23 protein-coding genes and 1 pseudogene are annotated in these 24,613 nt (G+C 42.3%); 16 read left to right on the forward strand and 8 right to left on the reverse strand.

What is annotated here, in order from left to right; translation table 11 throughout:
* Positions 1 to 50: 50 nt before the first annotated feature.
* Together EL84_RS22490 and EL84_RS22495 are read right to left on the reverse strand one after the other, a co-directional pair.
* Positions 51 to 476, reverse strand: a complete 426-nt coding sequence (locus EL84_RS22490) for a MarR family winged helix-turn-helix transcriptional regulator (RefSeq protein ID WP_047843192.1) — start codon at positions 474 to 476, stop codon at positions 51 to 53.
* Between the two features lie 132 nt (positions 477 to 608).
* Entirely contained in the window at positions 609 to 1,247 is a 639-nt protein-coding gene (locus tag EL84_RS22495; protein ID WP_047843193.1) for a nitroreductase family protein, read from the reverse strand.
* A gap of 290 nt (positions 1,248 to 1,537) precedes the next feature.
* Between EL84_RS22495 and EL84_RS22500 the strand changes: the two genes are divergently transcribed.
* A complete protein-coding gene (locus tag EL84_RS22500; RefSeq protein ID WP_047843194.1) occupies positions 1,538 to 2,473 on the forward strand; it encodes an NADP-dependent oxidoreductase in 936 nt (311 codons plus the stop codon).
* Between the two features lie 124 nt (positions 2,474 to 2,597).
* Here the strand turns inward: EL84_RS22500 and EL84_RS22505 are convergent.
* Positions 2,598 to 2,708, reverse strand: a pseudogene (locus EL84_RS22505) (GlsB/YeaQ/YmgE family stress response membrane protein); the annotation flags it as partial.
* A 157-nt stretch (positions 2,709 to 2,865) separates the two neighbouring features.
* Between EL84_RS22505 and EL84_RS22510 the strand changes: the two are divergent.
* The 3 genes from EL84_RS22510 (at position 2,866) to EL84_RS22520 (ending at position 5,815) form a co-directional block, all read left to right on the forward strand.
* A complete protein-coding gene (locus EL84_RS22510; protein WP_047843195.1) occupies positions 2,866 to 3,573 on the forward strand; it encodes a response regulator transcription factor in 708 nt (235 codons plus the stop codon).
* 41 nt (positions 3,574 to 3,614) lie between these two features.
* Entirely contained in the window at positions 3,615 to 5,009 is a 1,395-nt protein-coding gene (locus EL84_RS22515) for a sensor histidine kinase (RefSeq protein WP_047843196.1), read from the forward strand.
* A 101-nt stretch (positions 5,010 to 5,110) separates the two neighbouring features.
* Positions 5,111 to 5,815, forward strand: coding sequence for a hypothetical protein (locus tag EL84_RS22520; protein ID WP_235431576.1), 705 nt, complete (start codon positions 5,111 to 5,113; stop codon positions 5,813 to 5,815).
* 123 nt (positions 5,816 to 5,938) lie between these two features.
* Here EL84_RS22520 and EL84_RS22525 read toward each other — a convergent pair whose 3' ends face one another.
* The 4 genes from EL84_RS22525 to EL84_RS22540 form a co-directional block, all read right to left on the reverse strand.
* On the reverse strand, positions 5,939 to 7,246 hold the full coding sequence (locus EL84_RS22525) for a sensor histidine kinase (RefSeq protein ID WP_200904539.1): 1,308 nt from the start codon (positions 7,244 to 7,246) through the stop codon (positions 5,939 to 5,941).
* Positions 7,221 to 7,919 (reverse strand): response regulator transcription factor, encoded by a 699-nt coding sequence (locus EL84_RS22530; RefSeq protein ID WP_036613934.1) that lies wholly within the window; start codon positions 7,917 to 7,919, stop codon positions 7,221 to 7,223. Before EL84_RS22530 ends, EL84_RS22525 begins: the two co-directional genes overlap by 26 nt.
* A complete protein-coding gene (locus EL84_RS22535; protein WP_053061570.1) occupies positions 7,906 to 8,868 on the reverse strand; it encodes a phosphatidylinositol-specific phospholipase C/glycerophosphodiester phosphodiesterase family protein in 963 nt (320 codons plus the stop codon). Before EL84_RS22535 ends, EL84_RS22530 begins: the two co-directional genes overlap by 14 nt.
* Before the next feature lie 891 nt (positions 8,869 to 9,759).
* A complete protein-coding gene (locus EL84_RS22540) occupies positions 9,760 to 10,845 on the reverse strand; it encodes a DUF1648 domain-containing protein (protein WP_047843198.1) in 1,086 nt (361 codons plus the stop codon).
* A gap of 460 nt (positions 10,846 to 11,305) precedes the next feature.
* On the opposite strand from EL84_RS22540, the gene EL84_RS31820 reads away from it, so the two are divergent.
* From EL84_RS31820 to EL84_RS22560, 6 genes are all read left to right on the forward strand, one after another.
* On the forward strand, positions 11,306 to 11,632 hold the full coding sequence (locus EL84_RS31820) for a hypothetical protein (RefSeq protein ID WP_161799443.1): 327 nt from the start codon (positions 11,306 to 11,308) through the stop codon (positions 11,630 to 11,632).
* A 35-nt stretch (positions 11,633 to 11,667) separates the two neighbouring features.
* Complete coding sequence (locus EL84_RS33150; RefSeq protein WP_366520059.1) at positions 11,668 to 11,862, forward strand: hypothetical protein; 195 nt, start codon at positions 11,668 to 11,670, stop codon at positions 11,860 to 11,862.
* Positions 11,863 to 12,084: 222 nt separating this feature from the next.
* Positions 12,085 to 12,330 (forward strand): hypothetical protein, encoded by a 246-nt coding sequence (locus EL84_RS31430; RefSeq protein ID WP_082219104.1) that lies wholly within the window; start codon positions 12,085 to 12,087, stop codon positions 12,328 to 12,330.
* 345 nt (positions 12,331 to 12,675) lie between these two features.
* Complete coding sequence (locus tag EL84_RS22550; protein ID WP_047843200.1) at positions 12,676 to 13,239, forward strand: GNAT family N-acetyltransferase; 564 nt, start codon at positions 12,676 to 12,678, stop codon at positions 13,237 to 13,239.
* A 96-nt stretch (positions 13,240 to 13,335) separates the two neighbouring features.
* Positions 13,336 to 13,911, forward strand: coding sequence for a TetR/AcrR family transcriptional regulator (locus tag EL84_RS22555; protein ID WP_047843201.1), 576 nt, complete (start codon positions 13,336 to 13,338; stop codon positions 13,909 to 13,911).
* A 205-nt stretch (positions 13,912 to 14,116) separates the two neighbouring features.
* Positions 14,117 to 15,157, forward strand: coding sequence for an NADH:flavin oxidoreductase (locus tag EL84_RS22560; protein WP_200904540.1), 1,041 nt, complete (start codon positions 14,117 to 14,119; stop codon positions 15,155 to 15,157).
* A gap of 292 nt (positions 15,158 to 15,449) precedes the next feature.
* Here EL84_RS22560 and EL84_RS22565 read toward each other — a convergent pair whose 3' ends face one another.
* Positions 15,450 to 16,469: an alpha/beta fold hydrolase gene (locus EL84_RS22565; protein WP_047843202.1), complete on the reverse strand. Its 1,020-nt coding sequence runs from the start codon at positions 16,467 to 16,469 to the stop codon at positions 15,450 to 15,452.
* A 146-nt stretch (positions 16,470 to 16,615) separates the two neighbouring features.
* On the opposite strand from EL84_RS22565, the gene EL84_RS22570 reads away from it, so the two are divergent.
* The 6 genes from EL84_RS22570 (at position 16,616) to EL84_RS22595 (ending at position 24,596) form a co-directional block, all read left to right on the forward strand.
* Positions 16,616 to 17,524: a LysR family transcriptional regulator gene (locus EL84_RS22570; RefSeq protein ID WP_047843203.1), complete on the forward strand. Its 909-nt coding sequence runs from the start codon at positions 16,616 to 16,618 to the stop codon at positions 17,522 to 17,524.
* A 66-nt stretch (positions 17,525 to 17,590) separates the two neighbouring features.
* Positions 17,591 to 18,307 (forward strand): class I SAM-dependent methyltransferase, encoded by a 717-nt coding sequence (locus tag EL84_RS22575; protein ID WP_047843204.1) that lies wholly within the window; start codon positions 17,591 to 17,593, stop codon positions 18,305 to 18,307.
* A 255-nt stretch (positions 18,308 to 18,562) separates the two neighbouring features.
* Complete coding sequence (locus tag EL84_RS22580; RefSeq protein WP_047843205.1) at positions 18,563 to 20,494, forward strand: fructose-bisphosphatase class III; 1,932 nt, start codon at positions 18,563 to 18,565, stop codon at positions 20,492 to 20,494.
* Positions 20,495 to 20,686: 192 nt separating this feature from the next.
* Positions 20,687 to 21,574 carry an RCC1 domain-containing protein gene (locus EL84_RS22585; RefSeq protein WP_047843206.1) on the forward strand — a complete coding sequence of 296 codons (888 nt, stop codon included), beginning with the start codon at positions 20,687 to 20,689 and terminating at the stop codon, positions 21,572 to 21,574.
* Positions 21,575 to 21,927: 353 nt separating this feature from the next.
* Positions 21,928 to 22,128, forward strand: coding sequence for a cation transporter (locus EL84_RS22590; protein ID WP_047843207.1), 201 nt, complete (start codon positions 21,928 to 21,930; stop codon positions 22,126 to 22,128).
* Positions 22,129 to 22,157: 29 nt separating this feature from the next.
* Positions 22,158 to 24,596, forward strand: coding sequence for a heavy metal translocating P-type ATPase (locus EL84_RS22595; protein ID WP_152683058.1), 2,439 nt, complete (start codon positions 22,158 to 22,160; stop codon positions 24,594 to 24,596).
* The last annotated feature ends 17 nt before the right edge of the window (positions 24,597 to 24,613 follow it).

The following is a 24,613-nucleotide window of genomic DNA, read 5'->3' on the forward strand; positions in this document are numbered from 1 at the left end:
TTATTCATTTATGAAAAGAAATCTGAAGAAGGCTGACTGTCATCGTAAATTTACAGATCCTTCAGATTATATTGCATGCGTGTAAGCATGTCGGTCATCATTGCAACTTCTTCTTCACTGAAATCCAGTATCATCTGATGAAGAAACTGGTTTCGATCCTGCTTGAAATTGGCGATATGCGTTAGCCCTTGTTCTGTTAACCGGACGAAGGTTTCCCGATGATCGTCAGGGTTTCTTCTTCGTGACACCAAATCGTCTGCTTCCAGTTGCTTCAAATGGCGTGTAACAGCAGCACTGTCAATATGAATGGCCTTTTGCAAGTGGCTTTGTGTAACTTCTTCATGAAGATAGAGATGATACAGCAGAACGTATCGTGAGGAACTGATCCCCGTACAACGTTCAAATTTAGGTTTCAACTGATTGCTTATATTTTTAAGTAATATTAATAAGGTTTCTTGTTCCAGCGAACAATTCATGTTTGCCCCTCCTTGAATGGTGCAGAATGTCTTGAAAAGCTTCATGTAACAAGGGCAGATTCCTTCCAAGACATTCAACAACTAAAGGCAACTATATCACAATGTGGAGACTGCTCGCACTATCGCTTTGAATCATGCCCAAAACGTGGTCTCTTCGGCTGGCATACGGTAGGAGGTGTATCCCTCGCTTGCAGCTTTTCCAATTGTCAGTAGCATGACTGGTACATAGCGTTCTTTATCCAAGCCAAACACTTCAGCAATTTGATCTTTTTCATAACCACCGACTGGATTGGTGTCATACCCATGTGCACGGGCAACCAGCATCAATTGCATGGAAACCAGACCGGCGTCAAGCATAATGACATCGTTCATTTCAGCATCGGACATGTTGTTATAGATCGGTTTGAATGCCTTCAACTGAAAGTCCTTAACATCTAGTGGCATTAAGCCATGCTCAACAGCTTTTCCATAGATGTTTTCTGCATAATCGAAATTGTTTTTGTCTGCAAACACAGCAATGACAGCAGAAGCTTGAGCGACTTTTTCTTTGTTAAAGCGGGACAGTGGGACGAGTTTTTCTTTTCCCTCTGGAGTATCCACCACAAGGAAGCGCCAAGGCTGCATGTTGATGGAGGAAGGGGCAGTGCTAGCTTCATTGATGATTTGAGTCATTTCTTCCCTGCTGATTTTTACGGATGAATCGTATGTCTTAATGGAGCGGCGTCCATAAATAATTTCGTTAAAATCGTTTGTTTGTTGGTATGGTTTCATAATAGTTACTCTCCCTTTATATTTAGTTGAGCCATCAATGTTTGACTAGTCAATTGTTGATAAGTCAAATATAAACGAACACTAAGTCCATTTCAATAGTTTTTTTATGTAAAAATATAATAATAAAAGCAACATTTCTGACGATTCTAACTTAACTTTTGCATAATTTTATCCTGGTTGTTTAAAAATGAGTAAGGATAATATGCATGAACTCCAGTGACTAGATACAAATAAATAAATAATCGGGAATAACATGTAAGAGGATATTAGCTTAGAGGAGTGATACAAAAATGAAAGCAGTTGTGATTAATCAATATGGAAGTAAAGAAGAGTTAGTTGAGCAGGAAGTGAATAAACCGAGGGCAGAAGCCAATCAAGTGGTTGTAAAATTAGAGGCTACATCCATTAATCCAATCGATTGGAAATTAAGAGAGGGTTACTTAAAAGAAATGTATGATTGGGAATTTCCTATTATCTTAGGCTGGGATGTAGCTGGGGTCATAACTGAAATTGGTTCAAACGTTACCAAATGGAAAGTTGGGGATCGAGTATTCAGTCGTCCTGATACAACACGTTTCGGTTCGTATGCAGAATATACAGCAGTTGATGAGCACCTTCTGGCAAAACTACCTGATTCAATCTCATATGAGGAGGCTGCGGCTGTACCTTTGGCTGGTTTAACAGCATGGCAGGTACTGTTTACTCATGGCGATCTAAAAGAAGGTGAAACTGTACTTATTCACGCTGGAGCTGGTGGTGTAGGTATGTATGCCATTCAATTAGCAAAACATGCCGGCGCTCATGTTATTACAACAGCAAGTGAAAAAAATCATGAACTTCTTTACTCGTTAGGTGCTGATCAGGTCATTGATTACAAAAAGGAAAACTTTGAAGAGATTCTAAAAGATATAGATTTAGTGTTTGACACGATGGGTGGAGAAGTAGCTGAGAATAGCTATAAGGTGCTTAAGCCAAATACCGGAAGACTAATTACCATTGTTGGTGAACCCAATCATGATACTGCTAAGTCTCACAATGTATTAGCAAAGGGGATTTGGCTACAGCCAGATGGTGATCAATTGCAGAGAATGGCAGAGCTGATGGAAGAGAACAAGATAAAGTCAATTGTAGGGGCAACATTCCCGTTTAGTAGACAGGGGATTTATGATGCACATGCTTTGAGTGAAACTCACCACGCTGTAGGTAAGATTGTCATTACATTTTAAAAAAGGACCGTAAGTGTTCATCTTCCATCGATGAATGCTTTCGGTCCTTCTATGTTTATCCTGCACTAATGAATGACGGGATCGGTTTCCGCCTCTCTATGTTAACGTCTTCGGAAGGCTCCGCAAAACCCGCAATAATGTTCCCAAGTACACCACCCGGTACGTCCCGCCCAATCAAGTTGCCGCTTAACCAGCCAATAAGTCCACCAACAATGAGTACCCAGAGCAGATCCATGGATTGTTCTCCTTTCTTCGGGTTTATTACAAGTTATGTTGGGTTCGTTGGAATATACCTTATCTTCCTGATGGTGGAGGAATCTAAAGCGCCTGTGCTAAGATGGGTTAATAATTGATTAAAGCTGGTGAAAACAAGGCTAGATAGGGGTGTACAGTTGAAGAAAATCCTAGTCATTGATGATGAAATTGCAATTCGAGATTTAATTGAGCTGGTGCTAAGGCGAGAGAACTACGATGTGCAGACTGCAGAGGACGGCAGAAAGGGCTTGCAGCTGCTCGACTCTTTTCAACCCGATTTAGTCGTACTTGATCTGATGCTGCCAGACTGCTCCGGATATGACTTGTGTAAGGAAATTACCGGAAAGCGTGCCATTCCTGTGATCATGCTCTCTGCCAAAAATGAGGTGATCGACAAGGTGTTGGGACTAGAGCTAGGGGCGGAAGATTACATGACCAAACCCTTTGACAATCGTGAATTGCTCGCTCGGATCAAGGTCATTCTGAGAAGAAACGAGAGCAAGGAGGAATCAAGTGAAGGAACAGAAGTGAAATCTACACGCATCATTCATGAAGAGCTGACATTTGATCTGGAAAGCCGCAGGGTGCTGAAAAACGGTGTACCCGTGTCTTTAACGGCCAAAGAGTTTAAAATTCTGGAAACGTTACTCAAAAGGCCAGACAAAATCTTTACTCGGGATGAGCTACTGCAGATCGGATGGGGATATGACTTTATGGGAGACAGTCGCAGTGTGGATATGACCATCATGCGATTACGGAAGAAGCTGGAGGATAACGCGGACGAACCGAAGTATGTCCGAACGATCTATGGATTTGGCTATCAACTTGGAGGTGGCGAGGCCTGAAGTATGCAACCCGGTTACTGCTGAATTATTTATTTTTCTCCGTGCTGTCCTTTGGCATCATCATTTTTGCTGTAAATAAAGCCATCGATTACTACAGCTTCATTACCATTGAGAAACAGATGATGGAGAAGGCGGATCTGTCCGAGTTGTCCTTCCGTGAGGTGTTATCACAGCATAGGTCATCTTCAGGAGAGCCCCAGACCAAGGAAATTGTCAGACTTGCTCTAGAGAAGCTGAAAGCTTCGGGCAAGGAAGTACGTATCTATGACAGCTCCAAGCAGTTGATAGGCTTAGCTGTGGATGGCATCATCATTAATGATGGCAAACCTCTTATTTTTGAAAAAAATATTGAGAAAGCCCTGAGCGGCAGTTATGCCTACACTGTAACGGAAGATCATCTGCTTTATTTTGCGACTCCCATTCAGGATCAATTCTACGAGAACGCTTATGTGTATGAGTTCGTGGAGGACATTTCCTACTTTTATGCGATTATGGATCAAATCCGTTATATCCTGTTTGCGGGTGCAGGCGGATTTATTGTACTGATTACGTTATCCAGTCTGTGGATTGCCCGCAACACTACCAAGCCGATTAAACTGTTGCTTAGCGCTACGCAAAGTTTCTCTAGACAGGAGTTTCGGAGAGTTCATCTAAACCGGAAGGATGAACTGGGCATGCTGGCAGATGGACTGGATTCTATGGGGCGGCAACTTCATGATTACATTCAGTACCAGAGGCAATTCGTCTCCAACGTATCTCACGAGTTAAAAACACCCTTGGCAGCCATTCGTGGTTTCTCTCAATACTTGGTTGAAGGGGAGAACGAGGACAAGGAGTTGCAAAAAATCTATGCTCATCTGCTGCAGGAATCGGATCGGCTGACACGTTTGATTAATGAACTGTTGTTGTTATCCCGATTCGACAAGGCTGGTTCTAACGATTTGGAAGTCGAGAAGACAGAAATGAACGAACTGATTCTGCAAGTCGCAACGAATATGGGTGCCAAGGCCAAGGATAAAGGGATAGAGATCAGAGTTAGTCAGGCGGAGGAAGAACCGGATGATAAGGGTAAGACAAGAGTTTACGCCAACGTAAATCCAATGCTGATGTCTCATGCGATTGCGAACCTTGTGGACAATGCCATCAAATATTCAGGCGGTCCATCGCTAATCCAATTGAAGTTGGAACATACGCCAAGCGAGATAGTTATACGGATACGTGATCAAGGTATTGGTATCGCGGGCGATGAGCTGGAGAGAGTGCAGGAACGTTTTTACCGGGCGAAAAATGCAAGCACAGCGAACGGTTCAGGTCTTGGACTTTCTATTTGCAAAGAGATTGTCGAGCGGTTTAATGGTTATATTGACATGGAAAGTCAAATCGGGGAAGGAACAACCGTTACCATTGTGTTGCCCCGTGCGGAAACACAATCGTAAATAATTAACGTTACAAGATTGGTACATTTCTGTTATGAGACTAACAAATGTTTTATTTATAATCACTTCATAAGAACAAATCACACATTTATGGAGGGATCATGATGAAATTGATAAACAAAGCAACAGGTGTTATCGTACTAGGTGCTTTACTAACGGTGGCATTAACGGGCTGTCAGTCCAATGATGCTACGCCCCCAGCAACCGGACAGAACACAGCGAATGAACAGAGCAAAGGCGAAGGAGCAACAAATGCTAATGCGCCTGCTTCCGAAAGTTCTGAAGAAAAGGGTACTGAAGCTATTAAGGAAGGTTCCATGGAGAAGGAAGGCAATGTGGTGCTAAAGGAGCTTGCTTTTGTCTATAATGAGCACACCATTGCGATTTCGGATACAGCGAATGAAGATCAGATGGAACAGATGCTGGGCAAACCGGAGAACCTGAAATCTCATACGTACAGTGCTGATGATGGAACAAACATGGATACGTTAATCGGTTTTACAGAAAAGGTCTATACGTATCCTGGTCTGGAGATTAAAACAATCAGTATACCAGAGGGAAAACAAGACTCCATCTTTCATATCGAAATCACAGATCCCAAGTACGCGACAGTGCGAAACATTAAAGCAGGAGATAGCCTGGATACACTCAAAAACGCCTACCCTGAAGGGAAACTGCTTGGTGATGGAGCTCCAGATGAAGAGGATGACTTCCGTTACGAGCCATCCAATTATGTGGATGTGATGTCGTTCCATATCAAGGATGCCAAGGTGGAGAGCATTCAGATCTACAGCCTTCTGGACTAATATTTAGGAATCGATGTTGGTAAGCCATTCATACGATTCACCTTTTATACCTGAATAAAAATGAAAAGTTAACCCTCATACTCCTGAAAAGGAGCATTGAGGGTTAACGTAGTTTTAGGACTTTTAAATTAAGCGCTGCTTGGGCAAATGCAGAATAACGTTGAATTGATCACCATGAATTTCGATTTTGATCTCCCCGCCGTGCAGCTCAACGATACTTTTCACAATGGACAGCCCTAGGCCGGAGCCTTCTGTCTGGCGGGATTCATCTGCTCTTTTGAAACGCTCGAACAACTCTTCCGCAGCAAAATCAATCTCATAAGCAGCAGTATTTTGAATTTTGAATAGCACCAGATCATCAGACTCATCCAAATAAATATAGATTCTGGTTCCCGGAAGCGAATATTTCTGCGCGTTTCCAATTAAATTTTCGAATACACGCCAAATTTTATTGCCGTCCAAATGTGCATGGATCGGGAATTTCGCAATCCTCTCCCGAATCACAGGCGACGCTTGTCCTATACTGGTGTTGGACTCGGCAATCGCCTGTGTCAACAATGTCGCGACATCGACGTACTCAATATCCAGCTCTACTGTACCGCTGGCCATCTTTGAGATTTCGAACAGGTCTTCAATCAACAGCTTCATCCGTAGCGCCTTCCGGTCCAGGGTTTCAATATAGGCTCGGGTGGTCTCCGTAGACAGATCTTCTTTTTTTAATAAATCAACATAGTTGATAATAGAAGTAAGCGGGGTCTTCAAATCATGTGATACGTTGGTAATCAGCTCTGTTTTTAACCGTTCGCTCTTCATTTGATTCTCCAGCGCGCTTTGATACCCGGCTTTCATATTGTTAATATAACCAGCAAGCTTGGATAGATCATCCTTGCCGGTATCCTGAATTGTGTTTTGAATATTTCCTTCGGCAATCTCTTTGCTCCCGTTGATAATGGCGATGAATCTTCTAAGCTTGGAAAGTATATATGGAACCAAGAACAACACGTAGAGCAACAAATAAAGTAGAAGCCACCCCTGTCCGTAATATGTGACTGCCTGCCAAATACAAATGCCGGCTATCGCGGTTAGCAAAAGCATCATGATGAGGCCAAACGTTAGTCTCCCGTTTTGTAAACTGGCTCTAAGACCGGTCCTCCAAACATGAAAGTAATCCATCAGCAGACTGCCATGCCAGAAGGAACGCCTACTATGGGGTGCCTTAAAATAAAGAAACAGTCTGCTTGCCAGCAGGCAAAGAATAATTAAGGCAAGCAGTGTCTGGATATAACTTGAAGTTGAATAGCTCAGACTCAACCCCGTGTATGAATACCTGTTTATGAGTACGAGGCTCCATAGAATCGCGGCGACAATGATGACAATAAGGTCGATTGGAACCTTCCGATCGGCTTTATTTTTTCTCGATTTTGTATCCAATTCCCCATACCACCTTTAAATATTTTGGGTCTTTAGGATTGATTTCAATTTTTTCACGAATGTTTCTCACATGTACGGCAACCGTATTCTCTGAAGTGAAGATCAGTTCATTCCACACGCGCTCATAAATCTCTTCGATTGAGAAAACCCTACCCTTGTTCTCCATCAGCAGCTCCAAAATTTTGTATTCTTTCGGGGTCAATCTGACGTCCTCTCCATCTATCTCAACAGTCTTCGAGCTTTTGTTCAGCACGAGTCCTCTTACTTGAATGAGCTCATCCCCGTTTGACTGGAAGGAACCTAAATTCGTAAACCGGCGCAGCTGAGATCGGACTCTAGCGATCAGCTCTAGAGGATTGAACGGCTTCGTAATATAGTCATCAGCCCCAACGTTGAGTCCCAAAATCTTGTCGCTATCTTCTGACTTGGCGGAAAGCATAATGATCGGTATATTTTTGTTTTCACGAATTTTAAATGTCGTTTTAATTCCATCGAGCTGTGGCATCATGTTGTCCATGATAATAAGATGAATGGTTTCTTGTTCAAGAATTTCCAGCGCCTCCAATCCGTTAGAGGCAGTTAATACATCCACATCTTCGCTTTTCAAATAAATAACGAGCGCTTCTCGAATTTCCGGTTCATCGTCTACAACAAGAATGTTATTTATAGCCATTATTTCTCACCTTCATCACGATATTTCTTATATTTACTAATCCGGAACTCATGTATCCCGAAAATTCAACATGGCCGGGGGGAGCGTCTGCAAGCATCAGCTCCGCTGGTGATTCTTCCTGATCCGTGTAAAATCCATGCACCCCGAACCTGGACAGAATCTGCATAACCGGTCTGCTGTTGACGGTGTGAACATAGCTTTTTACCCCAAACTTATGTAGTGTTGGAACTAAATTGGGGTTTAGATACACACGGTATACAGGCATGGCAACCGCTGTCAGTTGTTTGTCCCTTACGAATTCTACAATACTTTCGGCGGAGGCGCCAGTTTTGTAAAGTGAATATATTTTGTTTGGAAAGGGGTGGATTCCCATAACCGTGTCATACATTTCCGGGCTGAAAATTTCAGGTATAATCCGGTTGAGCAGTGCAGGATCCGTACGTCGAACCTCATTGACTAGATGCGCAAACTGCTGCTGAATTTGCTCTTTGCTGCCTGCTTTCGTATCCACAATTAAGTCAAAATCAGGATATTGCTGCATCAGCTGCAGTATGTCCGGCAGGGTAAGAGGGTGGAATCTTCCCATAATAAGCGAGTTTTCAAACTGAAGCGTTGTTACGTTTCGTCCGCGATGAGCGGCCAAATCCGGCTGTAGCCTCTGCGACCAATCATGTCTGGCTACAAGCTTCCCGTCCGTCGTCTGCACAAGATCAACCTCGAACAAACGGTACCCTCTATTGTAATTGGTTATAAATGCCTCATAAGAATTGGTGTAGCTAGCACCGTTAACTCCACCAAATGCATGTGCAATAAGCCTATTTTCCTGCCAGCCGCTGGTGCCAAATGTAGAGTCCGGCTGATTCTGACCTGTCCTAACAAGCCCCCAGTTGCACCAGATCATTCCTGCCGTAATGACTATGAGTAAGGTTAACATCATCGTTTTCTTCATTCGTTGTGCTCCTTCATTATCCCGATGTAAGACATACTACAGGACGCAAATGAAGAAGGAGTGGTATAAAAACGAAGGAATTTATGAAGTTTGTATACATTGAAATCCATATAAAAAGAATCCCCGTATATGTAAAGTGTCGTTAGACAAAAACATAGTCCCATTGTAGTCGCTATTATAGCGGATTTTTTACACGCAGTATTGGGTATGAAACGTGAGAGGAAATAGGAACAATATATTTTTAACATGGCGAGTACGAGACTAAGGTACTTCTTAGCATGCAATGGGACCAGTTGTAGCTGTTGAAACAGGGGAAATTGTGGTATCTATCATTTCGAAAGACCAGCTTTATTAAGTTTAGTCCTTATTTATACTAAAACCTCCACTGTAGTGGAGGTTGAGTGATCACACATGAATTTTTGTTTAGGTTAATTCGTCCCCATTGGTTTCGATTACTTTTTTATACCAGTTAAACTTTTCTTTCTTGTTCTATTCAATGTTCCTTTTCCTTCGTTATTCCGATCATCGTTGGAAGGAAGCTTCCTGAGTAGTCGTATAATAACCCAATGAAAGTAGGTCCAACTGCACCAAAGTTTGATGTGATGGGAGTAAGTTCGCAGCGAATGAAGCCGTAGACACGATCTCGTCAAGCTTACAGACGGTTTCCGCATACATTATGCTCGGAGCTGACTTAACATTCCAAAGAGCATTAGAACGTATTGAATATAAATGTCCTTACCAGAATAAAAGTTGTCGTGGGACAAGAACTTGTACCGATTGACGGAATGGATAATAACATAGTCCCATCACCCGGCATGACATCAAAGTCAAATCACGCCACAGGTCTGCCCTAGCTAGAATACTCCAGCGAGTACTAACCTCCAAGCCTGGTTACACCACAACTAACAGTACGATAATTCCGAGAAAAATCAGCCAGCATACTGGGTGACCGAAATTTAATCCCCAGCCGACTCCAAACCTTTTCTCGACGATTAGGTTTGAATCCTTGCGATTGAAATAAATCATACCTAATAGCCATTTATCATCATCATGGACAGGTCTAGAATTGGAGCGATCTGCCGATTGCTCCAATCGGCTTCCGCCCTGACCAGCCCAGAACGATAAGGCTAAGGCGTATAGGATGATAAAGGCTATTATGATTAGGACAATGGGAATAGCGAAATTGATGTTAAGCAGAGATATCATATTTAGTTGCACGACGGACAACAGGATAACTACTAAGAAGCTTGCTGTAATCATAAAACCTGACCAAGTACGGCGGAAAGTTATGTCTTGTCTGATGGAACGGTTCGGATCAGTGGGTTGAACCTGCTGCTTCACTCTGCGAATACTCCAATTCTCAAATATGAACACAAGTATTAAGAACACTTGCATTATCGTAGGCATAAACACAGAACTATAAGATTTAGCTGCATAGCCGTCTACGTTCCAACTGCTGTTGTAATGGATCGGAATCTGGTCAGGAATTAGTTCGTAGTTGAGTAGCACAGTTACAATACCAACAACAACAATGAAAACATGGATGAGGAACCACTTACTAGACAAGCTAATGTTTCTTTTCCGAAAACCAGTGTCCACTGCTATGATCGATGGTTCCAGAGCAATAGGCAGCATAGGTAGTAAACTTTTCATTTTGAAATGATAGCTAATGTTTATGACTAGGGAGATTACGGCCATGGCGAGTGAATAAGCGACAATGATCCAACTTTGTTGCTTGGAATGTTCATCACCGTATATTAGGCAGATGATACAAACAATGAATAGGATGGTATGCAAGGTAGCATTAATCCTAGCATATGACTTCCGCATCTGGCGTAGAGGTTCGCTATGAAATTGTACAGGGCTGACGGTGACTCCAAAACTAATCGTCTCTCTTGTTAAATAAGGCATGCTTACCATGAGTACAATGGTAGGTACAAATACAAAGATCATTACTATAACAGGCATTATCGCCATATCATTCACCCCCTCTTATACATAAGTGTGTATTCGAAAACTATATAACCCTTAGAACATACGCGATGCATCACTATGTCTTTTTGCGTATGATTATCCTTTTAACTTAGGGTGGGTAATCGACTTAATATAAATTAATTATAATTGATTTTATTGACTACATGGGTGAAATTAACATTTATCCAGATATTTTTGCTCCGCAGCGATACTCATCTGACAACTAAATTATGGCAAGTACATCATTTGAAATTTTGTGTAGGTACAGGGCAGTAAAGTTTAGTTATAATCAACTTTTATCACCATAAAATAAAGTTCACTTGGTAAAATTGTGAAGTATAAATCACATTAACTGGAGTGGATACTATGCTTTCTGAAGAAGATTATGCGAAGGTGGCGAAAGAAGCTTTACATCAATACCCAATCTATTGGGAAAAACTTGTGTATCTCGGAAAGAGTGATAATGTTAAATTTCAAGTTCAGACCAACGATGCATCAAAAGTTTCTTATCAAAATCCATATCTCAACGATTTCCATTCAATCAAAAGGGAATATCACATCAGAGTTTATTTGGCTTGAAGCTTTGGTTAAAGATACAAATCTCGTCATACCTGTACCTGTTAGAAATCTTCAAGGTGATCTGGTAACAAAAATCTCAACTGATCTTAGCGAAAATACAATCATGGTGACTATTCATCAATGTATTCATGGAAGCGTACTTCAAAGAGAGCCAACAAGTAATGAAACTGAAAATTTAGCTCTCTTAATGGCGGCTCACTTAATCAATTAAAATGGTTAGTAAATTTAGAGCTTATCTCAAGTGAAGTGTTTGTTCATGTAGAAGAGTCAGCACATAAAATAGCAAATGTGATACAAAATCATAAACGTTTGCCAAGTAACTGGGGAGTTATTCATTCTGACCTTCATGAGAGTAACTATGTTTTTTATGAGGATACTCCTCAACCTATAGATTTTTCGAATTGTGGCTATGGCTTTTATTTATTTTATTTCATCGTATAGCAAAGTAAATCAACTGGAAGAGAATTATGTCTAGTTATTAGAAGCATTTTTTATTTGGTCAATCATTAGGACTTTCGCATTCCATTCTCTAAATACAAATGAACAACAATCCTTAGCGGCAAATTTTCCAACAGTTATTGAAAACTATTTTAGGAAATATCTTAAAGGAGAATTTTTTTTGTTAAACTAAGGAGTAGGAATACAATAAATGGAGGGGTAGGATTGAACAAGTATGTGTTACATATAGTTGCAAGTGTAGTTTGCATATTGTTACCTGCTGTTGGTCTCTTATATGTTTTGTGGGATAGCCACCAACCCAAAATAGGACCTGTAGGAGACGGAAAACCAAATTATCCTTCAATATCTCAATGGATATCTATTAGCTCTTCTTTTATTCTTGGAGTAGTTAATTTACCTCTTTCCATAATTCGATATAGACAAAAGGCTGAAAAAGATATTAAAAGTTAATGCTTTATTACGCTAACGTAGAAACTATAATTGAATAAACGACGAAAATGAAGCTGCCTGTGTCGGCAGCTTTCATTACGTTAACGGGTAGGGTAGATGAATTTTGTGAATATACGCCAGATATGCGAACGATAAAAACATAAACTTTTAAGATTAAAGACATGCTACAGTCTTCAGAATTGCAGAAAAAAGAGGTCGAACCCGCCCGGATTTTATGGCTATCAGCCCTTCGATGGTGAAGTGCCTTCATGCACAAGATACGATCATAATCCATTAAACCGGAAGGAATATCTCTTACATGTCTTGAATCACGATAAATCTGAATTAAAGCTGGAGGCGAATGAGATGTTGGAATTAGAGTTTACGACTATAGAGGAGTGGGATGAAGCATTGTGGGCGCGGATGGAGCGAATCTATCATGAGGCTTTTCAAAGCGGCGCTAAGACAAAAGCGATTCTGCGCAGTATGCTGGACCGGAAGATTGGTTATTTACACACGGGCGTGCATCATGGAGAAGTGGTTGCGATGGCTGTTACTGGACTGGAGGGGAAGGTTGCGGACCGCATCCTGATCATCGATTACCTCGCGGTTGAACAGAAGATGCGTGGGTGGGGCATAGGGACCTGGATGCTGGAGCAGCTCAGAGCCTGGGCGTTAAGGGAACACCGGATTAAAGGTATGATTATCGAGGCGGAGTTCGGGACAACAGAGGCTCATCAGGAACGCATACAGTTCTGGCAACGCAACGGGTTCATCCTAACCTCCTATGTCCATCAATATAGAATGGTGCCAGAGCCGTATCAGGCAATGATGCTACCACTGGATACAAGTACGCATGTGCCTGATGATGGTGAAGCACTGTTTCGTTATATCAATGCTTTTCACAAGGTTGCTTACCGGAAGAGTTAGACCGCATTCAATGGACCTGCAGGAAATTACCGTAGAGATTAGGATGTAAAATGATCAGTTCTTGACTGCATGGTCAATAACTGATACATTAATCCCATGAGCAGACCAAGAGAATTTGATGTCGATCGTGTATTACACCAGTCTATGGAAGTGTTCTGGAATCAAGGCTTCAAAGCAACTTCTTATGAGGACCTTACGCGTACTACAGGAGTCAAAAAGCAAAGTTTGTACTGTGTTTTTAAAGACAAGCGATCGTTGTTCCTGAAGGCGCTGGCACTTTACCGTGAACAGGTTATAGCGAAACTGAAAGAGATTGAAGCCCTGGATTCGTCTCCCGTTGATAAACTGGATACCTTACGATATTCCCTTTTAGACGATGAAACTAGCTGCCAAGGGTGTCTAATTGTGAATGCATCACTCGAATTCGGAACAGATGACGAGCAGGTCACACGCGAAACTGAGCTCATGGCTGAAGAGATTCAACTGGTATTAGAGAAGATCATAAGTAGTGGCCAGAATCAACAGTTAATTTCCAACCGGTATACGAGTATAGAGCTTGCATCTTATCTAAATAACACCATTCTTGGTGTGAGAGTTATGGAGAAATCAGGTTCATCCCGTGAACAGATCGAGACGGTTCTGCGTACTTCATTTGGCATGATCATGTCTTGATCTTTTTTTTGTGAAATTCTTGACTACGAAGTCAACAATAATTGAAGGCGGATTAATACACCACGAAACCTTGAAGGAGGTGGGGCTTTTCGATAAAAATCGTGTATTGATTCATTTGGAAATAACGTCTAGTTGTTAACCAGGCTAGTTGCTGTTTAACATCTCCTAGGTCAATTTATATAAAACGAAATATGTGGAGGTTATTATGAATTATTCTCAATCCGTAGAAGCATTGTTCCAACCTATAGAATTAGGTCACTTGAAGTTATCCAATCGGATCGTGATGGCGCCGATGACGCGTCAATTTTCTCCGGACGGTATTCCGGGTTCAAATGTTGCGGGCTATTATCGCCGCAGAGCAGAGAACGCAGTGGGGCTTATTGTGACAGAAGGGACAATAATTAATCATCCGGATGCATCCAATCAAGCCAATGTGCCGCACTTTTATGGCGAAGCTGCAATGAATGGCTGGGCACATGTTGTATCTGAAGTACATGAAGCTGGTGGTCGAATTATTCCACAGATCTGGCATATGGGAGCCAAAGGTCATGTTAATGATTATTCGGAAGCTGAGATTGCTACAATCGTTCAGGAATTCGCACAAGCAGCCTCAGAAGCGAAACGCGTTGGGTTCGATGGTATTGAAATCCATGGAGCACACGGCTATCTGATCGACCAATTCCTGTATGAGAAAACCAACTCTCGTACGGATCGTTACGGTGGAGATATGATGGCTCGCACACGTTTTGCAGTTGAAGTGATTGAGGCTTGCCGTAAAGTAGTGGGATCGGAATTCCCTATTGTACTGCGTTTGTCTCAGTGGAAGACAGATGATTATCAGGCTAAATTGGCTGAAACACCGGAATTACTGGAGCAGCTTCTCGCACCGTTGGTTCAAGCTGGAGTCGATATCTTCCACTGTTCCACACGCCGTTTCTGGGAGCCGGAATTCGAAGGGTCTGATCTGAATTTTGCTGGTTGGACCAAAAAACTGACTGGTAAACCGACAATCACTGTTGGATCGATTGGTCTTGATGGTGACTTTACAAGTCTGTTCACAGAAGGTAAAGGCGCAAGTAACGTCGGTATCGAGGGATTGGTACAACGACTCCAGAATGATGAGTTTGATCTGGTTGCTGTAGGCCGTGCTCTTCTAGTCGACCCTGAATGGGTTAAGAAAATTCAAGAAGGACGTACTGATGATCTGGTTCCATTCACAAGAGAGGCGATGACTGTACTTACTTAATTGTAGTTATAATCATTAGGAATATGTATTAATCAAACACACCTTCAAGATCATCTTGGAGGTGTGTTTGTAATGCCAACCAGAGTGAGTTATCCGGTGGAATTAAAGATGAAAGACATAGAGATGAGACTGGCAGAGGATGCAAAAGAAAGATCGGAATAAGGTCCTCAACTTCATTATTGCTGGTTCCTTAATTTCTACATCATCACTCAACAACACCACTGCTTGGGGGGAGCTCTCCCTCCGAAAGATCAACGCTTCTCTTCACTGAATTCCCAATGCAAGTGACGATCTATTCATTAGTGCTAAGTGACAACAACTGTTTTAGATTGTCATCAATAAATTGATTATCGGCACTGTTGATTCCACGACCGGCAAAATGGCCCCAGATCGATTGAATTGGTTTCAAGACAGCATTAGGTATACGCTTAGCTTCGTATTCATTATCGGCCGCTGTGCAGAAGAGATCCGTGCTTCCCGGCATGATACAGGCATAAGCTTTTATGCTCTGAAGTGCTTTATCAAAGTCTCCGTTATAGGAGGGGTTTGCACTGATATCTGCATGTTGTCCTGTCCATAACATGGCCAGAACATTATGCGGATCCATATTCATAAAGCTATTTTCCCAAACACCAGCTACAAAATCCTCCAATGTGTCAAATCCCATCTCACGGTATAGCTCTTCTCTATAAAACGCATGTGATAGTCCCCATCCCGCATACACCCGACCAACGGCACGCATGTCTGTAGAACTTAGTTGGTTTAATTTACTTGAGTCGAAGCCGACTGCAGATAGCAGTGAAGCTTTCACGCCTTCCAGGACCACAAATGTGTGAGGCCAAGGTTTGGCGATGCCTCCAAAAGGTGCGATTCGTTCAACCATCTCCGGGTAACTTGCCCCCCATTGAAATGCCTGAATGCCGCCCATTGACCACCCGACGACGAGAGCAATCTTTTGAATACCGAATTTTTCGGTCAGCAGTTGGTGCTGGAATCGTACGTTATCATAGATGGTTACCTGTGGAAAGTTAGCCCGATCGAATGGAGGAGGCGTGTTACTGGGAGAGGAAGAGAGTCCATTGCCCATCAAATTCGGAACGATAATAAAATATTTCTCTGGATCCAGTGCCATCCCGCTGCCAATGAGCCATTCATTCTGAATATGCTGATCTCCAAAAGCCGTTGGATAGACAATAACATTGTCTTTCTGTTCATTTAATTTTCCGTAAGTTTGATAAGCGAGATAAGCGTTTGGTAACGTCACTCCTGATTGTAAGAGTACATCACCCAAATTAAAAATTTCATAATCCATCGTATAATTGCTCCCTTCAAAATGAAAAACCACAGGTTCACTGTGATCTCTTGTACTCAGTATAGAGCTTGTGATACTCTCAATAAAAGTGAATAGAATTCAAGATAGTATTCAATAAAATTGAAAGATGAAGGAGGGATCATTGGATGGAATTGCGTCAACTGAATACGTTTTGTACGGTTGCAAAAACATTGAATTTCACGCGGGCAGCAGAAGTGCTGAGCTACGTTCCTTCCAACGTCACGATGCAAATTAAAGCATTGGAAGATGAGCTAGGTGTTCGCCTCTTTGATCGGTTGGGCAAGCAACTCGCGCTCACAACTGCGGGTAAACGCTTTTTAACACACGCCCAAGGCGTTCTCGAAAAAATGGACGAGGCTCGTAGTGCTGTCCATAATAATGAAAAACTAAGTGGAACCTTAACGATAAGTGCGAATGAGGTTATTTGCTCCTATCGGCTTCCACCTGTCTTCCAACGGTTTCGTTCGCAGCATCCGGGAGTTCGCTTAATTTTCCGCTCAGTTCCGAATCAAGAGCTCAAGCAAACGCTCTTTGAGGGGACCACGGATATTGTTTATATGTTGGATGAACCAATTCGCTCGAGTGGACTTTCCGTGGAACCTTTGCTGGAAGAACATTTCCGATTGTTAGCTGCTCCAGATCACCCACTCGCCAAACGAACTGTGTTGCAATTGGAAGATTTTCATGATGAAGTGTTCCTGACAAATGAGAAGGGTTGTCCCTATCGGACGATGTTTGATCGGTCATTTGAGAAAGAGGGCATTGATAGCATTACATATTTAGAGTTTCAAAGTGCTGAAGCCATTAAACAATGTGCAATTTCAGGAATCGGTATTGCCTTTCTTCCTGAGATCGTCGCGGAATCTGAAGTTGAACGCGGAGAACTTGTTGTCCTCCCATGGCAAATTCCGGACTTGCAGGTATATACACAGATGTTGTGGCATAAAGACAAGTGGCTTTCACCAATGATGTTATCTTTTATAGAAGCAACCAGGGAAGTTTTTGGTTCACAGAGTAAGAATAAAACCGTATAGCTTATGTACGAGACATCAAACTGTTGAGCACAGTAAAATGCTGTTGAAAGTGAGGAGACATTATTTATGATTCCATTAGTATATGACCAGATTAACCATTGGGGAAAAGACGATGAATTTTTCCTTTCATTGTTAAAGAGATTACAAGTAGAATCTATAGCTGACCTGGGCTGTGGAACAGGAAGATGGACTACTCATCTTGTTCAGTGCGGTTATAAAATTACCGCTATAGATCCCAATGAAGAAGCGATTGAAATAGCGCGAAGTAAAGATAATTCTGAAAGTGTGGAATGGATTATAGGTGATAGTGCGGATTTACAAACCAATACCTATGATGCGGTAATTATGACAGCGAATGTTGCACAGGTATTTCTTACAGATGACAGCTGGAAACGAGTAATCTCAGACGTATTCCGATCCCTAAAAATCGGGGGTCACTTTATTTTTGATACAAGAAACCCTTTGGTAAAAGTATGGGAAGAATGGGAGAAGGACAAAACTCCTGACTTAGCTAAAGATAGACTAAGCGGAGATCCTTTAGAAATTTATACAGAATATGAAGGGTTTGAGGGAGATATTTACACTTTCTATGAAATAGTAAAAAATACTAAAACAGACAAAGTGTTAGTTCATGAAAAAATGCAGCTGAGGTTTCGAAATCAAGAAGAATTCAATGAGTCGCTGAAACAAATCGGTTTTTCAAAAATTAAAACATATGGTGATTGGGAATTCAAACAAGCAAATTCTGAGAATAGATCGTTTATTTTTCATTGTGTAAAATAGCAGTTAGTAAAAAAATGTCGAGGGACCAGAACAGATTGAACACAGTTCTTATTCCTAAATAACTACAAACATTGTTTCATTCAAATCCATTCAATGAAATTTGTTCATATATGATGAACTGGAGTATGATGGGGGAAGGCGATGCTGATAATTACCATATAATCAATGCCAAGTATAGAGTGTAATTTGATATCGGTCTAAAGCTTTTGGACCCGGCTATACAACACCATACTTCCTTGAAGGGGGACATCTGTTTTGGATGAGCAGTTTCTAGATTTATTGGCCGAGAAATATGATACGGAAGAAAAAATTATAACAGAGATCATCAACCTTGAAGCGATCTCCAATCTCCCGAAGGGAACCGAGCATTTTGTCAGTGATTTGCATGGGGAGTTTCAGGCTTTTCAGCATGTACTACGAAACGGTTCGGGTACCGTCAAAGAGAAAATCAAAGAATTATTCCGGGAGGTTTGGACGGATCAAGAAATCAATGATTTTGCGGCGTTGGTTTATTACCCGGAAGAAAAAATTCAGCTGGTTATAGGGGAACTGAGCAATAAACAGGCTTTGAACCAGTGGTATAGACTAACAATTGAACACATGCTTAAGCTTATTTCTTATGCCTCTTCCAAGTATACACGCTCAAAATTGCGTAAAGCTCTGCCGGAGCAATATGTATATATTGTAGAAGAGCTTCTATACAAGACGGATTCGACCAACAATAAGGATCCTTATTACGAGGAAATATATCGGCAAATTATTTCTTTGGGCCAGGCGGACAATCTCATTATCGGCCTTGCTTATACGACACAGCGCCTGGTGGTTGACCATCTTCATGTGGTTGGAGATATCTATGACCGGGGGCCGTACCCCGATAAAATTATGGATACGCTGATCAACTACCATTCTGTAGACATACAGTGGGGGAACCATGATGTCCTCTGGATCGGAGCCTACGCAGGTTCTCTGGTCTGCCTTGCGAATATTATTCGGATCTGCGCCAGATACGATAATCTGGACATCATTGAAGATGTATACGGAATCAATCTGCGCCCACTGCTAAACCTGGCGGAGAAATATTACGAAGACAATCCGTCCTTCAGACCTAAGTTACAGGCTGGACATAATGTATCGGAGCAGGAAATTCTGCAGATCACCAAAATTCACCAAGCCATTGCCATGATTCAGTTTAAACTTGAAAGCCCGATTATCAAGAGACGCCCATACTTTAATATGTCTGAAAGACTTTTGCTGGAGCAGATTGATTACGACAACAATGAAATCAACATCTGCGGTAAAACGTACCTGCTGGAAAACACCTGTTTTGCAACCGTAAATCCGCAGAAACCTGAACAATTGCTGGAGGAAGAACGCCAGGTGATGGAAAAGCTGCTGTTCTCCGTTCAGCATTCCGAAAAGATGGCCAGACATATGAATTTTCTCATGAAAAAAGGTAGCCTTTATTTAAAATACAACGGGAATTTGTTAATCCACGGCTGTATTCCTTTGGATGAAGAAGGAAATATGGAAGAAATGCAGATTGAAGACAAGACATATGCGGGCCGTCAATTGCTTGATGTTTTTGAAGATTATTTACGTTACGCCTTTGCGCATCCGGAAGAGACAGAAGATCTGGCGACGGATATGGTATGGTACATCTGGACAGGAGAATGTTCCTCGCTCTTTGGAAAGAGAGAAATGACCACTTTTGAACGATATTTTATCCAAGATAAAGAAGCACATAAAGAGAGAAAGAATCCGTACTACCATTTACGTGAAAATGAAGATATCTGTCGAATAATCTTGCAGGAGTTTGATTTGAATCCAGATCATGGACATGTCATTAACGGGCACACGCCAGTCAAAGAAATTAGTGGAGAGAGCCCTGTTAAAGCAAACGGAAAAATGATCGTGATTGACGGCGGTTTTTCCAAAGCCTATCAATCCACAACGGGCATTGCCGGATATACCTTGTTGTACAATTCCTTTGGCATGCAGCTCGTTGCCCACAAGAAATTTAATTCAAAAGAAGATGTGTTATGTAACGGAACGGACGTGTTATCTCTAAAAAGATTGGTGGACAAAGAACTGGCGCGGAAGCTGGTGAGGGAAACCAATGTCGGAGAAAAGCTGTTGCAGAAAATTTCAAATTTGAAGGATCTATTAGACTATCGCTACATGAAATGAAATGATTGCTAAAAGTACACATTCGGATCAACCGTTTGAGTGCAATATGACATAGACGCTCGTATTGGGCAGGGAAGTAATAATACCCTGCCTGTGCGAGCCTTTCTTTTGTAACATGCGATTTAACAACAAACTTTATAACTTAACAGTTGAACTAACCGCGGATTTTCAATTGGTGGAGAGGAGGAAGATATGGACTACAATTCACGGAAGGAAGCGGTTTTTGAGACGAAACGGTTCCGTAACTGTACCATAGCGGCAGGTCGTCGTCATACCGTTGCTCTTAAATGTGACGGAACAGTAATAGCTGTGGGTGATAATAAATATGGTCAATGTAAGGTAAGCGATTGGTGCGATATCGTCGCAGTTGCGGCTGGTAATGTTCATATGGCTACGAACACCGGTAATGCACATACCGTTGGTCTTAAATCTGATGGTACGGTAACTGCTATAGGTTGGAATAAGCATGACCAATGCAATGTAAGCGAATGGCGCGATATTGTAACCGTTTCGGCAGGTTGGTGCCGTACGGTTGGGGTTAAATCAGATGGCACCGTGGTTGCGGTCGGGCGAAATAATGAAGGGGAATGCAACGTGAGCAGCTGGCGCAATATTGTATCGGTCACGACGGGTGACTGGCATACAGTTGGTCTAAAATTAAACGGAACGGTAACAGCAGTTGGTAACAATAAATATAACCAATGTAACGTAAACGACTGGGGCGACATATTGGCTGTTTCGGCGGGGTATCTTCATACGGTTGGGCTCAAATCGGATGGCACGGTATTGGCTGTGGGTAGAAATAATAATGGCGAATGCGATGTAAGCGAATGGCGCGATATTGTAGCAGTTGCAGCGGGGAGTTATCATACCGTTGGTCTTAAGTCCGACGGTACAATGGTTGCTGTGGGTTCGAATAAACATAACCAATGTGATGTACGTGGCTGGCACGGAATTAGAGCTGTTTCGGCGGGGTGTGCCCATACGATTGGACTGAAATCGGATGGTACGATGGTTGCTGTGGGTGATAATGATTATGGACAATGTGATGTAAGCGGATGGAGTAACATTCAACCATAAATAAAGGAATTTTATATCGTGGGACAAGATCATGGTCCCATTGAAGTCGCTATTTTAGCGGCTTTTTTGTTTTATCGGTCCAAGTTTTATTCCCAAATCAAGGACAAGAACATGATCCGACTACCAATCAGCGTATAAATAATCGGTTCTTCTCTCCATAAATTCATTGATCTAACGAGAAAGATAGTCCATATAGGGTAGGGGGGTATAAAAATATGTTGACTAATATAGGGTAGGGGGGTATTGTATTGTACAAGAGCTTGATGAGACCTGAAAAACTGGCCTCGAGAGTTTAGCCCATCGTTTAGGTCAAACTAAACCAAAAAATCACCCACAAGAAGGGACGAAATAAGATGAAAAACATTGTTTTGAATGTACAAGGTATGAGCTGCCAACATTGTGTAAACTCCATCGAAGGTGCTCTGAAAGAAATTGGAGTGAGTGGCAAGGTGAACCTCAGTGATGATTCGGTTGAAGCGACGTATGATGAAAATCAAGTCTCCTTGGAGCAAATTAAAGAAGTTATTGAAGAGCAAGGCTACGAAGTAGCGTAAGTAATGGACGATGAGGGGAGTGAGTTATTGTGGCAACAGCAGAGGCTCAGACAAAACAGTCGAGTATACAAATTACAGGAATGACCTGTGCAGCATGTGCAAACAAAATCGAAAAAGGCCTCGGTAAAATGGACGGGGTCACATCAGCAAATGTTAACTTTGCTTTGGAAAAGGCAAGTGTAACGTATGATCCCACGAAAGTGGAAATGAAAGAACTTGAGGAAAAAATCAAAAAACTTGGATATGGTTCCGTATCAGAGGTTGCGCAGTTCAATCTTGAAGGCATGACCTGTGCAGCATGTGCGAACAAAATTGAAAAGGGCCTGAACAAGTTGCCCGGCGTGACTAACGCTTCAGTAAACTTCGCCATGGAAACGGCCCGAGTTGAATTTTCCCCTGGTGAAGTTTCCATCGAAGACATGAAAAACAAGGTGAAAAAACTTGGTTATACGGCGATCGTGAAGGCAGACGGTTCCAGTGGTGGTGCAAGTGACCATCGTGCGAAAGAACTGAGTAATCAAAAACGGAAATTACTGATTTCGGCGATTCTTTCCTTGCCGCTGTTGTGGACTATGGTAGGTCACTTCTCGTTCACTTCATGGATCTATGTGCCGGAATTGTTTATGAATCCGTGGTTCCAACTAATCCTAGCTACACCAGTACAATTTTATATTGGTAGACAGTTCTATGTAGGTGCGTATAAGGCTCTCCGAAACAGGAGTGCCAACATGGATGTGTTGGTATCACTTGGTACCTCTGCAGCCTACTTCTATAGTTTGTATTTAACCATTCAATGGTCAAGTATGGCTGACGGGATGCATCATGGTCCATCCCTCTATTATGAAACGAGTGCGGTCCTTATTACATTGGTTCTTATGGGTAAATTGTTTGAATCACTTGCGAAAGGCCGAACATCAGAGGCAATTAAATCACTGATGAGTCTGCAGGCGAAGACGGCATTAGTGGTTCGGGATGGCAAAGAACTTACCATTCCAGTGGATGAAGTCATTGTAGGAGATGTTGTCCTTATTCGCCCAGGAGATAAAGTTCCTGTAGACGGAGAGGTGCTGGAAGGGATCTCATCTGTAGATGAATCCATGCTTACGGGTGAAAGTCTTCCAGTAGAGAAAAAAGTCGGAGATGCTGTGATTGGAGCTACGATTAATAAAAACGGTATTCTTCGGATCAAAGCAACCAAAGTAGGTAAAGAAACCGCTCTTGCACAAATTATTAAGGTTGTTGAAGAAGCTCAGGGATCAAAAGCACCAATTCAGCGGGTAGCCGATGTGATCTCGGGCATATTTGTCCCGATCGTTGTAGGGATTGCAATAGTTGCTTTTGTGGTTTGGTACTTCTGGGTTACACCAGGCGATTTTGCAGGTTCGTTAGAAAAAGCAATTGCGATTCTTGTTATCGCATGCCCTTGTGCACTTGGACTTGCAACCCCAACATCCATTATGGCGGGGTCTGGTCGTTCGGCTGAACTAGGGGTGTTGTTCAAAGGCGGGGAACATCTGGAACAGACACATAAAATTGATGCGATCCTTCTGGATAAAACCGGTACTGTTACAAAAGGTAAACCTGAATTGACTGACGTCGTCGCTCTTGGCAATGAAAATGAATTCCTGAAACTTGTTGGAGCTGCAGAGAAAAATTCTGAGCATCCACTTGCAGAAGCCATCGTTGTGGGCATCCAGGAACGAAATATCGAACTACCAGGAACTCAATCCTTTGAAGCATTTCCGGGTTTCGGAATCCAAGCAATGGTTGAAGGTAAACAACTACTCGTGGGTACGCGTCGACTGATGGAAAAGTATAATATCGATGCAAAAGCGGCTTATCATTCGATGTCACGTCTGGAAGAAGCGGGCAAAACTGCGATGCTGGTTGCCATTGATGGTCAATATGCAGGTATGGTCGCTGTAGCAGACACGATTAAAGAAACTTCGAAAGCTGCAGTGAGCCGTCTGAAAGAAATGGGCATTCAGGTCATTATGATTACAGGTGACAATGAACGGACGGCAAAAGCCATCGCTGCTCAAGTAGGTATTGACCACGTTCGTGCAGAGGTCTTGCCGGAAGGAAAAGCGGAAGAAGTGAAAAAACTGCAATCACAAGGTAAAAAAGTGGCCATGGTTGGCGATGGTATTAACGATGCACCAGCTTTGGCCACTGCAGATATTGGTATGGCGATTGGCACGGGGACAGATGTAGCGATGGAAGCGGCTGATGTAACACTCATGCGCGGTGATCTATCCAGTATTCCTGATGCTATCTACATGAGTCGTAAGACCATGCGCAACATTAAGCAAAACTTGTTCTGGGCACTTGGTTACAACACTTTAGGCATCCCTATTGCAGCTATCGGTCTGTTAGCACCATGGGTTGCAGGCGCAGCGATGGCCTTGAGTTCGGTATCCGTCGTTCTGAACGCCCTGCGATTGCAACGCGTAAAAGTACGTCACTAGTCAAAGTACTAGAATAG

Source organism: Paenibacillus sp. VT-400 (genome assembly GCF_001029205.1).
GTDB classification, from domain to species: Bacteria; Bacillota; Bacilli; order Paenibacillales; family Paenibacillaceae; genus Paenibacillus; species Paenibacillus amylolyticus.

Coding starts and splice junctions, on each gene's coding strand:
- EL84_RS22535 (WP_053061570.1), bottom strand. CDS start 8,868: ATGAAGAAAACGATGATGTTAACCTTACTCATAGTCATTACGGCAGGA.
- EL84_RS22575 (WP_047843204.1), top strand. CDS start 17,591: ATGATTCCATTAGTATATGACCAGATTAACCATTGGGGAAAAGACGAT.
- EL84_RS22555 (WP_047843201.1), top strand. CDS start 13,336: ATGAGCAGACCAAGAGAATTTGATGTCGATCGTGTATTACACCAGTCT.
- EL84_RS22590 (WP_047843207.1), top strand. CDS start 21,928: ATGAAAAACATTGTTTTGAATGTACAAGGTATGAGCTGCCAACATTGT.
- EL84_RS22500 (WP_047843194.1), top strand. CDS start 1,538: ATGAAAGCAGTTGTGATTAATCAATATGGAAGTAAAGAAGAGTTAGTT.
- EL84_RS22550 (WP_047843200.1), top strand. CDS start 12,676: ATGTTGGAATTAGAGTTTACGACTATAGAGGAGTGGGATGAAGCATTG.
- EL84_RS22520 (WP_235431576.1), top strand. CDS start 5,111: ATGATGAAATTGATAAACAAAGCAACAGGTGTTATCGTACTAGGTGCT.
- EL84_RS22560 (WP_200904540.1), top strand. CDS start 14,117: ATGAATTATTCTCAATCCGTAGAAGCATTGTTCCAACCTATAGAATTA.
- EL84_RS31820 (WP_161799443.1), top strand. CDS start 11,306: ATGTTAAATTTCAAGTTCAGACCAACGATGCATCAAAAGTTTCTTATC.
- EL84_RS22490 (WP_047843192.1), bottom strand. CDS start 476: ATGAATTGTTCGCTGGAACAAGAAACCTTATTAATATTACTTAAAAAT.
- EL84_RS22585 (WP_047843206.1), top strand. CDS start 20,687: ATGGACTACAATTCACGGAAGGAAGCGGTTTTTGAGACGAAACGGTTC.
- EL84_RS22530 (WP_036613934.1), bottom strand. CDS start 7,919: ATGGCTATAAATAACATTCTTGTTGTAGACGATGAACCGGAAATTCGA.
- EL84_RS22540 (WP_047843198.1), bottom strand. CDS start 10,845: ATGGCGATAATGCCTGTTATAGTAATGATCTTTGTATTTGTACCTACC.
- EL84_RS22495 (WP_047843193.1), bottom strand. CDS start 1,247: ATGAAACCATACCAACAAACAAACGATTTTAACGAAATTATTTATGGA.
- EL84_RS22565 (WP_047843202.1), bottom strand. CDS start 16,469: ATGGATTATGAAATTTTTAATTTGGGTGATGTACTCTTACAATCAGGA.
- EL84_RS22570 (WP_047843203.1), top strand. CDS start 16,616: ATGGAATTGCGTCAACTGAATACGTTTTGTACGGTTGCAAAAACATTG.